The sequence below is a fragment of the Achromobacter agilis genome, assembly GCF_900496965.1.
In the GTDB taxonomy this organism is placed as follows: domain Bacteria; phylum Pseudomonadota; class Gammaproteobacteria; order Burkholderiales; family Burkholderiaceae_B; genus Achromobacter; species Achromobacter agilis.
On the sequence record NZ_UFQB01000003.1, the window covers coordinates 286,096 to 298,263 of the forward strand.

Below are 12,168 nucleotides of genomic sequence, written 5' to 3' on the forward strand. Positions count from 1 at the left end.
GACGATCGCGAATGATCGTCCCTGGCGGGCGCCCCCGCAGGGCGCGAATCAGGATCCGGCCAGCGTATCGGCGCCAGGCATGTCGAAACCAATGCCGTCCAGCGCGGCTTTCAACGCCGCGGTTTGCGCGGCGTTCAATTCGACCAGGGGCGGGCGCACCGTCGCCCAGGCGGCATCGCCGGACTTCCAGGCGATGGCGGCCTTCATGGCCGGAATCATGGGGAACTGCTGGAATGCATTGCGGGTCGCGTTCAGCCCCGCCTGGCGTTCGTTGGCGTCCGCGTCCTGCCAGTGCTGGTGCAAGGCGACGATCGGGCCCGGATTGACGTTGCCGGTGGCCGTGATGCAGCCCACGCCGCCCGCGCGCAGAGTCTGGAGCAGGAAGGCCTCGCTGCCGGCATAAACGTGGAACCCGCGCGGCGCAAAGCGTTCGATCATGGCCGCCGTGTTGCTCCAGTCGCCGCCGCTGTCCTTGACGCCCGCGACGATGCCCGGGTAGCGGTCCAGCAGGCGGTCGATCAGGTCCAGGCTCAACGGCACCTGGCTCACAGGCGGAATGTGATACAGGTACATGCGCAGCTTATCGTCGCTCACGCCTTCGATCAGTCCGGCGTAGTAGCGGAACAGGCCTTCGTCGCTCACGCCCTTGTAGTAGAACGGCGGCAGGACCAGCACGCCCATGCTGCCGCTACGGACAGCGTGGCGGGTCAGGGCGACGGCGTCGGGCAGCGCGCAGGCGCCCGTGCCGGGCATCAGGGCCGCCGGTTCCACACCGGCGTCCAGCAGCGCGTCCAGCAATTCGTGCTTTTCGCTCAGCGAAAGCGAGTTCGCCTCGGAATTGGTGCCAAAAATAGCCAGGCCGACCGATTGCTCACGCAGCCAGCGGCAATGCTTTACGTAGCGCCCCAGGGCCGGCCGGTGGGCCTCGTCGAATGGCGTCAATACCGGAGAAAAAACGCCGGGAATGCGGGCATGGGTCGTCATGATCTCTACTCGTCGTCGGGGGCAGGAGATTGGCGCGCCAGGAGCGGCGCGCCAGCAACATTCGATTCTGGCACTGATCCTGCCCATGAACATCTGCTGTTTAATTACTTCAATCCATAAAATTGTTGTGGTTTGCGGTCGCTCAAACCACGCAGCCAGAAAAGGGGGAGACTGTGGATACTCGATATGTGCAGAGCTTTGTGTCGGTGGTCGAAAGCGGATCGCTGGCGGAAGCGGCTCGGCGCCTGGACCTGACCCCGGCCGCCATCGCGGCGCGGGTGCGCACCCTGGAGGACGAGCTTGGCGCAACCCTGATCAAGCGGGTGGGCCGCAGCGTCAAGGCGACCGAGGCCGGCCTGAAGGTTCTGGAGCGGGCCCGCGCGGTGCTTCGCGAAGTGCGCGACCTGCGGGCCAGTGCCTGCGACGATGCCCCGCTGGGCGAACTGCGCCTGGGGGTGTCGGCTTCGGCCCTGACGGGGACCATGCCCGCCGTCCTGGCGCGCCTGTACCGGCGCATGCCGAAACTTGCCGTGTTCATGGAGCCTGGGACGTCCAATCACTTGTATCACCGGGTGATCAACGGGGATCTGGACGCCGCCTTTATCGTCAAGCCCCAGTTCAATCTGTCGAAGGGCTATGCGTGGCGGCTGGTCACCGAGGAACCGCTGGTGGTGCTGGCGCCGCCGGACACCCTGAGCGAGGATGCGCACGAATTGATGAGGACGCAGCCCTTCATACGGTACGACCGCAACGTCTGGGGCGGCCGCTTGGCGGATCAATACCTGCGGCAGCACGACATTACCCCGCGCGAGCGCCTGGAGGTCGATGGCCTGATGGGGATCGCCTGCATGGTGTCGGAAGGGTTGGGCGTGTCGCTGGTACCCGATTGGGCGCCAGACTGGCTCGACAGCCGGCGCGTCAAGCGGGTGCTTTTGCCCGGGCGAGCGCCGTTGCGCCGAATGGGCATCATATGGGCGCGGCACATGCCGCATTCGGCCCTGGCGGAAGCGTTTGTGGAAGAGGCCGCATTGGCGTTGAACCTGCCGGACCGCGGGCCGAGCGGCGATTGATTGGCCGTTCGCGCCGGGTAGAAGCAGGGCCGCCATGAAAAACACCCCGGAAGCTGGAACATGTCCAGCTTCCGGGGTGCGGTTTACTACCGGGCAAGCCTTTTCAGGCTTGCGGCGGATCAGTGACGCGTCTCGATCTGAACCAGGGGTTCGTTGGAGACGGCCGCGACCGGCTTGCGCTCGCGGCCCAGGCGGACCGGCGTGTGCGTGGCGGCGATGCGCAACTGCGTCTGAGCGTGGCGGTCCGGGTCGGTTTCAACCCACTGCAGGCCAGCGGCGTTCACCACGTCATGCAGGGCCTGGGCCTTGGCCGACGGGGCCGCGGCGGGCACCACGATAGGCTGTTGCGCGCTGGCCGGCGCTTGCGCTGCGGCGGGAGCCGGGGCGGGCGTGACGACCGGCGCGGGGGCTTCCACCTGGACCGGCACGGCGGGGGGCGTGATCACGGGTTCGGCCGCGGCGGTTTCCACGGGGGCGGCGGGAGCCGCGGGCGCGGAGACTTCGCTGGCGGGCTGCACCACGACTGGCTGCGTCGCATCGGCGGCAGGGGCGGTTTGCACGGGCTGGGCGACGGGCTCGGCGGCTTGCGCTTGCACGGGCTCGGCCTGCTGCTGGGGCGCCTCGACCGGGGCGGCTTCCGCCTGCTCGACTTGCACCGGAGCGGCTTCGACCGGCTGGGCCTGAGGGGCTTGCACCGCTTCCGCCACGGCTTGCGCGGGCGCTTCGGCGGGCTGGGCGGCGCCTTCCGGTTGCTCGCCGGCTTCTTCGTCGGCGCCTTCCTCGAGCTGCTCGTCTGCGGCCAAACCTCCTTCTTCCTGGCTGCGGCGGCCACGGCGGCTGCGGCGGCGGCGGCGCTTGCGTTCCGGATCGGCTGCATTTTCCGCACCTTCGGCGCCCGGAATGGCATCGGCGGTCTGCTCGACGGCCTCGGCGGCTTCCTGGATCGCGTCCGAGGCGGGCGGCTGCGTGGTGTCGGGCAGGGCGGTCGCGACCGTCTGCGCCAGGGCGGCGACCATGCTTTCCTGTTCGCTCATCGGCGCGTCGGACTGGCCTTCCTCGCGGCGGTTGCGGCCGCGGCCACGGCGGCGGTTACGGCCAGCGCCGGTATCCTCTCCGGCAGCCTGCTCGGCCTGCTCGGGGCGGTTCGACGCCAGGGCCGATTGCGTGGCCTGGGTGTCGCGCTCGGCGCGGGCTTCGTTGCGGTTGTGGCGTTCGCCGCGTTCCTGGCGCTCGCCTTCGGCGCGACGGCCGCCGCGCACGTGATGGCGGCCGCCTTCGCTGCCTTCCGCGCCTTCGCCGCGCGATTCGCCGCGGCGGTTGCGGTTGCGGTCCGAGCCATGGCGCTCGCCACGGCGTTCCTGGCCATCATGGTTGCTGCGGCCCTTGCCGCGGCCGGAGGCGGCGCGCTTGGCGCTGTCATCCTGGGCGGCGGGGGCGGGCTTGGCCGTGTCGGCATTGCCGGTCAGCCATCCGACCAGCCGCTTGAACAGGCCGCCCAGACCGCCGGAGGCTGCCGGAGCAGGTGCGGCGGCGGGAGCGGGGGCCGGCGTGGAAACGGGGGCGGGTTGCGAAGGCGTGATGCCCTTGACCAGCGCTTCCGGACGGGACTTGACCTCGTGCTCGCGCGGCTGCCAGGGGGCGTCCGTGGCCGGGGCCTCGACCAGTTCGAAGCTGGTCTTCAGCTCTTCCAGGCGGGGATCGTCGTGACGCAGGCGTTCGATGTGGTGATGCGGGGTCTCCAGGTGCTTGTTGGGGATCAGCAGCAGGTTGACCTTCAGGCGGGCTTCCATCTTGGTGATGTCGGCGCGCTTTTCGTTCAGCAGGTAGGTGGCCACGTCGACCGGCACCTGGGCGTGCACGGCGGCGGTGTTTTCCTTCATCGCCTCTTCCTGCAGCAGGCGCAGCACGTGCAGCGCGCTGGACTCGGCGTCGCGGATCACGCCGGTGCCGTTGCAACGCGGGCAGGTGATGTGCGAGCCTTCATTCAGGGCAGGGCGCAGGCGCTGGCGCGACAGCTCCATCAGGCCGAAGCGCGATATCTTGCCCATCTGGACGCGGGCGCGGTCGAAATGGAGGGCATCGCGCAGGCGCTGTTCGACGGCGCGCTGGTTCTTGCTGTCCTCCATGTCGATGAAGTCGATGACGATCAGACCGCCCAGGTCGCGCAGGCGCAGCTGGCGGGCCACTTCGTCCGCCGCTTCCGAGTTGGTGCGCAGCGCGGTTTCTTCGATGTCGGCGCCGCGGGTGGAGCGGGCCGAGTTGACGTCCACGGACACCAGCGCTTCGGTGTGGTCGATGACGATGGCGCCGCCCGAGGGCAGCTGCACCGTGCGCGAGTACGCCGTTTCGATCTGGTGTTCGATCTGGAAGCGGGAGAAGAGCGGGATGTCGTCGCGGTAGCGTTTGACGCGCTGGACGTTGTCAGGCATCACCACACTCATGAAGGCGGTGGCCTGATCGGCGATCTCGTCGGTATCGATGAGGATTTCACCGATTTCCGGGGAGAAGTAGTCGCGGATGGCCCGGATGACCAGGCTGGACTCCAGGTAGATCAGGATGGGCGCGGAGTTGTCGCGCGCGGCGCCGTCGATGGCCGTCCAGAGCTGCAACAGGTAGGACAAGTCCCACTGGAGTTCTTCGACGTTGCGGCCGATGCCGGCAGTGCGGGCGATGATGCTCATGCCCTGGGGCAGCTCGAGCTGCTCCATGGTGTCGCGCAGTTCCTGGCGGTCTTCGCCCTCGACGCGGCGCGAAACGCCGCCGCCACGGGGGTTGTTGGGCATCAGGACCAGATAGCGGCCGGCGAGCGAGATGAACGTGGTCAGGGCGGCGCCCTTGTTGCCGCGTTCTTCCTTTTCGACCTGGACAATCAGTTCCTGGCCTTCGCGCAGGGCGTCCTGGATGCGGGCACTGCGGACGTCTACGCCTTCCTTGAAGTAGCTGCGGGCCACTTCCTTGAAGGGCAGGAAGCCGTGGCGGTCTTCACCGTAGTTGACGAAGCAAGCTTCGAGGCCGGGTTCGATCCGGGTGATGACACCTTTGTAGATGTTGCCTTTGCGTTGTTCGCGGCCGGCAGTCTCGATGTCGAGGTCGATGAGTTTCTGCCCATCGACGATAGCGACGCGTAATTCTTCCTGATGCGTCGCATTGAACAGCATGCGCTTCATGAGAGGGGTTCTCCGTTGTCATGACGCGCCGATATCGGCGCGTGACCTCGGGTCACTCGGGCTGCGGGCTGAAGCGGGCAAGAAAGAATGCGGACCGTACCTGGGCGGCGCCCAGGCGTATCCGCCGCGGGTCAGGCGGGCACGTCGTGCCGTGGGGCACGGGGTTCTGTCAGCAGGAGGGTCAGCTTCACTGAATGTGGTTTGACGGAAAGATTGCTGTGAACGGCAGTTGCGGTCGGAATGGTTGCCCACGCGCAGCTGGTGCTTTAAATATGCGACGATTCTTGCAGTGCTTCAGAGCCGCTTGCGGCATGCAACGGACCTGCTGGGACAGCGGGCAAAATGAATGCCACACCACTATCCGGCAGGGCGCGGTTGCGCCGGCGACCAAGAGACCCAGGGACTGAATGAGCAGGCAGTACAATGGCGGCCCACGCGCTCGACGGAGTTGCGCACAGTTGCATCTCTACGTCAGGCGGCTAGTTCAGCCCCTTTAGGCTGTCCCGATTATATGTCGCTTTCCGCAATGCGCAAAGAAACTTCCTCCCCCTCATCTCCCTCTAAAGCCGCTCCCTCCGTCCGCATGGTGGAAGTGGGCGCCGAGCACGCCGGCCAGCGCCTGGACAATTACCTGGTCAGGCTGTGCAAGGGCGTCCCCAAAACGCACATCTACAAGGCCATCCGCGGCGGCGAGGTGCGGGTAAACAAGGGACGTATCTCGGCCGACTACCGCGTCGCCGAAGGCGATGTCGTCCGCATTCCGCCGCTGCGGTTGCCCGATGCCGGCACGCCCCGTCCGGTGCCGGGCGCGGAATTCCCCATCGTCTTCGAGGACGACGCGCTGCTGGTGGTGGACAAGCCCGCCGGCGTGGCGGTACACGGAGGCAGCGGCGTGTCCTTCGGCGTGATCGAGCAGTTGCGGGCCGCCCGGCCCGGCGCCAAGTTCCTGGAGCTGGCGCACCGGCTGGACCGCGAGACCTCGGGCCTGCTGATGGTGGCCAAGAAGCGCAGCGCGCTGCTGGCGCTGCATTCCATGCTGCGCGAAGGAAAAGGGGACAAACACTACCTGGCGCTGGTCGAGGGCGATTGGGTCAACGACCGTCAGCACATCAAGCTGGGCCTTTCCAAGTGGACCACGCAGTCCGGCGAGCGCCGGGTCAAGGTGGACCCGGACGGGCAGTCGGCGCACACCATTGTCACGCTCAAGCGCCGGTTCGGCGGCTACAGTCTGGTGGACGCCGAGCTGCGCACCGGGCGCACCCACCAGATCCGGGTGCACCTGGCCGCCAGCGGCTTTCCCATCGTGGGCGACGACAAGTACGGCCATGACGAGGTGCGGGCGCATTTTGCGCGCCAGGGCTTCGGCAGGATGTTTCTGCACGCCCACCAATTGACGCTGGCTCACCCCACCACGGGCGAGCCCCTGACGCTTACTGCCGAACTGCCCCCGGCTTGCGTGAAAATACTGAAACAACTGGAGTCGGTCTGATATGTCGTATTCGCTGGTCGTTTTTGACTGGGATGGCACCCTGATGGATTCCACGCACAGCATCGTGGCCGCCATCCAGGGGGCTTGCCGCGACCTGGACCTGGCGGTGCCGTCGGCATCCGACGCCAGCTGGGTAATTGGTCTGTCCCTGGAAAGCGCCCTGCGGCGAGCCGTTCCGGAACTGACGCAGGCCATGCTGCCGCGTTTCCTGGAACGCTACCGTACGCATTACCTGCTGCGGGATCCTGAGTTGCGCCTGTTCGAGGGCGCGCGGGAACTGCTGACCGAACTGGCGGAGCAGAACGTGCGCCTGGCGGTCGCTACCGGCAAGAGCCGAGTCGGCCTGACCCGCGCCTTGGCCGCGACGGGGTTGGGGCCGCTTTTTGACGCCACCCGCACCGCCGACGAAACCTTCAGCAAGCCGCATCCCGCGATGCTCCACGAACTGATGCAGGAGCTGGACGTGGCGCCGGACCGCGTGGTGATGATCGGCGATACCTCGCACGACCTGCAGATGGCGATCAACGCGGGCGTGCACGGGCTGGGGGTAACCTATGGCGCTCATACGCTGAAGGAACTTGAGGGTTGTGCCCCTCAGGCCGTGCTCGACAGCGTGCCCCGCGTGCGCGAATGGCTGCTGCCGCGGGTTTTGGCTGGCGCCGAGCTGTAAAGCCAGGCGTTTTCGGGCGAGGAACGTCTGGCTTGCCGGCCGGTCTATAAGAAATACCCGCAAGCGCCGCATCTGCGGCGGAATATCATGGAGCCCCGCGTCGTCCATGGGAGGCGCGGGCGTGATTCCGCAGGCGCCACACCGGAGACCATGATGTTGATACGCAAGCCCGACGATATTCTTCCCTCCGAGATTACCTCCGAAGCCGTCTGGCGGTCGCGCCGCGAGTTGATGTTGCGGGCCGGCCTGGTTGCTGCCGCAGCGGGCTTGCCGGGCTGGACCATGCGCAGTGCGTTTGCGCAGGAGGCCGGCATATTGCCCGGCAAGGCCAATCCGGTCCTGAGCGTCATGGACAAGCAGACCTCGTTCGCCGACGTCACGTCTTACAACAATTACTACGAGTTCGGCGTCGATAAGGGCGATCCGGCCGCCAATGCCGGCAAATTGCAGACGAGCCCCTGGGCCGTGAGCGTCGAGGGCGAGTGCGGCAAGCCGCGCACGTTCTCCCTGGACGAGCTGCTCAAACTGGCGCCCATGGAAGAGCGCGTCTACCGGCTGCGCTGCGTCGAGGGCTGGTCCATGGTCATTCCCTGGGTGGGCTATTCGCTGTCGGCGCTGCTCAAGCAGGTCGAGCCCACGGGCAACGCCAAGTACGTGGAATTCGTGACGGCGGTGCAGCGCGAGAACATGCCGGGCGTGCGCGCCGCGATCCTGGAATGGCCCTACGTCGAGGGGCTGCGCATCGATGAAGCGATGAATCCGCTCGCCATGCTGGTTTTCGGCGTCTACGGCAAGGTGCTGCCCAACCAGAACGGCGCGCCGCTGCGGCTGGCCGTTCCCTGGAAGTACGGTTTCAAGTCGGCCAAGTCCTTGGTGAAGATCCGCCTGGTGGAAAAGGCGCCCGTTTCATCGTGGATGCAGGCCGCGTCCCAGGAATATGGCTTTTACGCCAACGTGAACCCCGGCGTGCCCCATCCGCGCTGGAGCCAGGCGACGGAGCGCCGCATCGGCGAGGACGGCCTGTTCTCGCCCAAGCGCAAGACCCTGATGTTCAACGGCTATGGCGAACAGGTCGCATCGCTCTATCAGGGCATGGACCTGAAGGCGAATTACTGAGGCGCCTATGCCCGATGGCATTTCGCAGGCGCCGCCGCGCAAGGCGCAGCTTTCCGCAAAGGCGGTCGGGCGTTTCAAACCCCTGTTGTTCCTGCTGGGGCTGGCGCCGTTCGCGCGCTGGTTCTGGCTGGGCGCGAACGACGGCCTGACCGCGAATCCGGTCGAGTTCCTGACCCGTTCCTCGGGCACCTGGACGCTGGTCTGCCTGCTGATTACTTTGGCCATTACGCCGCTGCGCCGCCTGACCGGGCAGCCGGCTCTGGTGCGCCTGCGGCGCATGTGCGGGTTGTTTGCCTTTTTCTACGGCGCCATGCATTTCATGGCCTGGGTCTGGTGGGATCGCGGCCTGGACCCGGCGGCGATGCTGCGCGACATCGGCGAGCGTCCGTTCATCACCGTGGGATTCGCGGCGTTCGTGCTGATGAGCGCGCTGGCGGCCACGTCCACGCAGTGGGCCATGCGCAAGCTGGGCAAGCGCTGGCAAAGCCTGCATCGGGCCGTCTATGCCATCGGCCTGCTGGCAGTGCTGCACTACTGGTGGCACAAGGCCGGCAAGAACGACTTCGCGCAGCCCTTGCTCTATGCCTCCATCCTGGCCCTGCTGCTGGGCTGGCGGGTGGTGGCTTGGCTGCGGCGCCGTCCCTAGCGGGGCTTGGCGCTACAGCATCGCCAGCATGATGGCGGCGGTTTCCGCGTCCGGCTGGCCATCGTGCAGCGCCGGGCGATAGTGCATCTGGAATGCCGCCAGTGCATTGATCGTGGGTTTGTCCAGCACGCCGTCCTGCGGGCAGGCGTAGCCCAGCCGCTGCAATTGCTGCTGGAACCAGGCGGTGTCCGGAAGGCCCTGCAACTGCAGGCGGGCAAGATGCTCGGCCGCGCCGGTTTCGTCGTACCAGCGTCCGATCCCGGCGTCGGCCAGGGCCTTCCAGGGGAAAAGGGGGCCGGGGTCCACCTTGCGCTGCGGCGCGATGTCGCTGTGGCCCACCACGTTCTCGGGCGCGATGCCGTGACGCTGGATGATGTCGCGCAGCAGGATGGTCAGCGCGCGCAGTTGGCGGTCGTTATAGGGGTGCCACAGCGGTTTGCCGTCAGGCCCTTCCGTCCAGCCCGAATTGACGACTTCGATGCCGATGGACGTGCTGTTCATGGCGATATTGCCGTACCAGGAACTGGCGCCCGCGTGCCAGGCGGCACGGTTTTCGTCGACCAGCCGATAGGCTCGCCCCGAATCGGTCACGAGATAGTGGGCGCTGACCTTGCCCTTGGAGAGCAGGTGTATTGAGCTGGCATCGTCGACCGACGTGTAGTGCAGCACGACGGAGCGGACCCGGCTGGCCTGGCTGACGGCGGTGATGGAGGTGTCCAGGTCCAGGCCGGCGGGGCCGCGCGCCGCGCATCCGGCCAGGACTGCCGTGGTCAGCAGCGCGGAGGTCAGGCGGAACATGGTTCAGCGGGCCAGATAGAGGAACAGCGTGGGCAGCTTGTCGAGCTGGGGCGCCGGTTGCTGCTTCCACTCGGCCACGCTGCGAGTAGCGATCCATTCGTCGGCGGTCGTCACTGAGCGGGCCACGCATAGCCTGGTGTCGCCTTTCAGGCTGGCCAGCAGCGTCGCGAACATCGCGGCGTTGCGATAGGGTGTTTCGATCAGCAGTTGGGTCTGGTTGTGCTTGGCGGAATGCTGTTCCCAGGCCCGCAGCTGCTTGGCGCGCTCGGCGGGGTCCACGGGCGCGTAGCCGTGGAAGGCGAAGCGCTGGCCGTCCAGCCCGCTCGCCATCAGGGCCAGCAGGATGGAGGAGGGGCCGACCCAGGGTTTGACGGGCATGCCCAGCTTGTGGGCGGTATCCACGACTTTGGCGCCGGGATCCGCCACCGCGGGGCAGCCGGCCTCGGAAACCAGCCCGATCTCCGCCCCGTGCTTGATGGGGGCGAGCCAGGCCTTGATCTGGGCGGCGTCGACCCTGTCGTTCAGGGTGTGGATGGTGATTTCCTGGAGCGGCCGGGCCGTGCCGATCAGCTTGAGGAAGGCGCGGGCGGTCTTGGCGTTTTCCGCGATATAGGTGTCCAGGCGGCCGGCCAGGGCGCGTACCTCGGCGGGTAGCCAGCGCTCGGGCGGTGCGTCGCCCAGGCCGACGGGGATCAGGTGCAGGGCGCCGTTTGCCGGAGTGCCTTCGCGCTGGCGCGCTGCGGCGCTATGAGCCGTCGGGGTGGCCGGGGGGCTCATGCGGGCGCTCCAGGCGCGTCCAGCGGGTCCAGTCCGAAGCGGACCAGCATGCCGGTCAGGGCGATCAGCGGCAGGCCGATAATGGCGGTCGGATCGTCGCTCTGGATGCTTTCCATCAGGGCGATGCCCAGGCTTTCCGCCTTGGCGCTGCCTGCGGTATCGTAAGGTTCCTCGGCGTGCAAATAGGCCTCGATCTCCTGGTCCGTCAGCCGGCGGAAGCGGCAACGCGTGATGATGTCGGCCTTTTCCACGCGTTGGCCGTCCGTGACCGCCAAGGCACTGTGGAATTCCACGATCTGCCCCGACAGGGCCTGCAATTGCGCGAGAGCGCGCGGAAAATCGCCGGGTTTGCCGATGGGCTGCCCGTCCACGGTGGCCACCTGGTCCGAGCCGATCACGATGCTGCCCGGGCGGTTTGCCGCCACGGCCATGGCCTTGGCGACGGACAGCCGCAGGGCCAGGGCCTCGGGTGTTTCGCCGGGTTGTGGCGTTTCGTCCACATCGGGGGAAATGGCGGTAAACGGCAGGCGCAGGCGGGACAGCAATTCTCTGCGGTAACGCGAGCTGGAGGCGAGGATGAGACTGGGCTTCAAGGACATGCGATATTTGACGCTGATACGTAAGTCACAGTATTATCTAACGTTTTGCGGCATTTTTGCAGGAACATCGACATGAACACCAAGGGCTTAGCTGAGCTTGGCGAAAGCGCGGGTGACCGGGATGTGAGCGCCGATGCCGCGGCAGTGGTTGCAAACGCGGGTGCAAAACCGGGTGCAAAACCCGGGGATGCAAAGCAGGCAGATGCGAAGCCGGTAGATGCAAAGCGCATCGACGCGTTCGCGTTTGCCCGGTTGGGCAAGGAAGCGCAGGGTAGTGTGCCGCTCGTGCGGTTCACGAGGCTCGTCGATGGGCTGCCCGAGCAGCCTGCAGGCGAAGCCGGTCTTGTGTACTGGTCCGTTCGCGGAGAAGAGGGCAAGTCCGGTCTCCTGGCAGGTCTGCCGCTGCTGCATCTTCATGTGCAAGCGAATCCGGTGGTCGTGTGCCAGCGGTGCAACGTGCCGTTTGCGTACCCGGTCGACAGCGAAGTCCTGCTGCAGCTGGTCAAGTCCGAAGACGATCTCGATGACGGCTTTGCTTCCGGAGAACACTCCGGCGGCATCGAAGACGAGGACGACGAGGACGAAGAAGGAAAAGGTTTTGTGTCCAGCCTGCCTGAAAAGGTGGTGGGTTCACATCATTTCGATCTGCTGGCCCAGATCGAAGATGAGCTCATTCTGAGCGTTCCGTATGTGCCCAAGCATGATGTATGCCCGGGCGCGCAGGCCAATGCCGGCGAAGCTTCTCCCGAGGAGCCCGCTGTCAAGCGTCCGTCGCCGTTTGCGGTGCTGGAACAACTGAAGCACAAAGATTGAGATCAACATCGGGCCGCATCGCGTACAATGCGCCCCGTT

General features: G+C 66.5%; 11 protein-coding genes. 6 read left to right on the plus strand and 5 right to left on the minus strand.

All coding sequences use genetic code 11. From position 1 onward, the window contains the following. Positions 1 to 48 precede the first annotated feature (48 nt). Positions 49 to 984 carry a dihydrodipicolinate synthase family protein gene (locus AGI3411_RS05385; protein ID WP_129526366.1) on the minus strand — a complete coding sequence of 312 codons (936 nt, stop codon included), beginning with the start codon at positions 982 to 984 and terminating at the stop codon, positions 49 to 51. 173 nt (positions 985 to 1,157) lie between these two features. Between AGI3411_RS05385 and AGI3411_RS05390 the strand changes: the two genes are divergently transcribed. After that, positions 1,158 to 2,054 carry a LysR family transcriptional regulator gene (locus AGI3411_RS05390; protein ID WP_129526367.1) on the plus strand — a complete coding sequence of 299 codons (897 nt, stop codon included), beginning with the start codon at positions 1,158 to 1,160 and terminating at the stop codon, positions 2,052 to 2,054. 119 nt (positions 2,055 to 2,173) lie between these two features. On the opposite strand, the gene AGI3411_RS05395 is transcribed toward AGI3411_RS05390, so the two are convergent. Further along, complete coding sequence (locus AGI3411_RS05395; RefSeq protein WP_129526368.1) at positions 2,174 to 5,221, minus strand: Rne/Rng family ribonuclease; 3,048 nt, start codon at positions 5,219 to 5,221, stop codon at positions 2,174 to 2,176. Between the two features lie 511 nt (positions 5,222 to 5,732). Here AGI3411_RS05395 and AGI3411_RS05400 point away from each other — a divergent pair. The 4 genes from AGI3411_RS05400 (at position 5,733) to msrQ (ending at position 9,142) form a co-directional block, all read left to right on the plus strand. Beyond that, complete coding sequence (locus AGI3411_RS05400) at positions 5,733 to 6,710, plus strand: RluA family pseudouridine synthase (protein WP_129526369.1); 978 nt, start codon at positions 5,733 to 5,735, stop codon at positions 6,708 to 6,710. A 1-nt stretch (position 6,711) separates the two neighbouring features. Next, positions 6,712 to 7,380 (plus strand): HAD family hydrolase, encoded by a 669-nt coding sequence (locus AGI3411_RS05405; RefSeq protein ID WP_129526370.1) that lies wholly within the window; start codon positions 6,712 to 6,714, stop codon positions 7,378 to 7,380. 153 nt (positions 7,381 to 7,533) lie between these two features. Then, positions 7,534 to 8,496, plus strand: coding sequence for a protein-methionine-sulfoxide reductase catalytic subunit MsrP (gene msrP, locus AGI3411_RS05410; RefSeq protein ID WP_129526371.1), 963 nt, complete (start codon positions 7,534 to 7,536; stop codon positions 8,494 to 8,496). Between the two features lie 7 nt (positions 8,497 to 8,503). After that, positions 8,504 to 9,142, plus strand: a complete 639-nt coding sequence (gene msrQ / locus AGI3411_RS05415) for a protein-methionine-sulfoxide reductase heme-binding subunit MsrQ (RefSeq protein WP_129526372.1) — start codon at positions 8,504 to 8,506, stop codon at positions 9,140 to 9,142. Between the two features lie 12 nt (positions 9,143 to 9,154). Here the strand turns inward: msrQ and AGI3411_RS05420 are convergent, their stop codons facing one another. Genes AGI3411_RS05420 through AGI3411_RS05430 form a run of 3 tightly spaced genes read right to left on the minus strand, consistent with a single transcriptional unit; the run spans position 9,155 to position 11,316 of the window. Further along, on the minus strand, positions 9,155 to 9,940 hold the full coding sequence (locus AGI3411_RS05420; RefSeq protein WP_129526373.1) for an N-acetylmuramoyl-L-alanine amidase: 786 nt from the start codon (positions 9,938 to 9,940) through the stop codon (positions 9,155 to 9,157). Positions 9,941 to 9,943: 3 nt separating this feature from the next. Then, a complete protein-coding gene (locus tag AGI3411_RS05425) occupies positions 9,944 to 10,717 on the minus strand; it encodes an SAM-dependent methyltransferase (protein ID WP_244240259.1) in 774 nt (257 codons plus the stop codon). Beyond that, entirely contained in the window at positions 10,714 to 11,316 is a 603-nt protein-coding gene (locus AGI3411_RS05430; RefSeq protein WP_129526374.1) for a Maf family nucleotide pyrophosphatase, read from the minus strand. Before AGI3411_RS05430 ends, AGI3411_RS05425 begins: the two co-directional genes overlap by 4 nt. Positions 11,317 to 11,388: 72 nt before the next feature. On the opposite strand from AGI3411_RS05430, the gene AGI3411_RS05435 reads away from it, so the two are divergent. Continuing rightward, entirely contained in the window at positions 11,389 to 12,129 is a 741-nt protein-coding gene (locus tag AGI3411_RS05435; RefSeq protein WP_129526375.1) for a YceD family protein, read from the plus strand. The last annotated feature ends 39 nt before the right edge of the window (positions 12,130 to 12,168 follow it).

Coding starts and splice junctions, on each gene's coding strand:
- AGI3411_RS05425 (WP_244240259.1), bottom strand. CDS start 10,717: ATGAGCCCCCCGGCCACCCCGACGGCTCATAGCGCCGCAGCGCGCCAG.
- AGI3411_RS05385 (WP_129526366.1), bottom strand. CDS start 984: ATGACGACCCATGCCCGCATTCCCGGCGTTTTTTCTCCGGTATTGACG.
- msrQ (WP_129526372.1), top strand. CDS start 8,504: ATGCCCGATGGCATTTCGCAGGCGCCGCCGCGCAAGGCGCAGCTTTCC.
- AGI3411_RS05430 (WP_129526374.1), bottom strand. CDS start 11,316: ATGTCCTTGAAGCCCAGTCTCATCCTCGCCTCCAGCTCGCGTTACCGC.
- AGI3411_RS05435 (WP_129526375.1), top strand. CDS start 11,389: ATGAACACCAAGGGCTTAGCTGAGCTTGGCGAAAGCGCGGGTGACCGG.
- AGI3411_RS05400 (WP_129526369.1), top strand. CDS start 5,733: ATGTCGCTTTCCGCAATGCGCAAAGAAACTTCCTCCCCCTCATCTCCC.
- msrP (WP_129526371.1), top strand. CDS start 7,534: ATGTTGATACGCAAGCCCGACGATATTCTTCCCTCCGAGATTACCTCC.
- AGI3411_RS05405 (WP_129526370.1), top strand. CDS start 6,712: ATGTCGTATTCGCTGGTCGTTTTTGACTGGGATGGCACCCTGATGGAT.
- AGI3411_RS05420 (WP_129526373.1), bottom strand. CDS start 9,940: ATGTTCCGCCTGACCTCCGCGCTGCTGACCACGGCAGTCCTGGCCGGA.
- AGI3411_RS05395 (WP_129526368.1), bottom strand. CDS start 5,221: ATGAAGCGCATGCTGTTCAATGCGACGCATCAGGAAGAATTACGCGTC.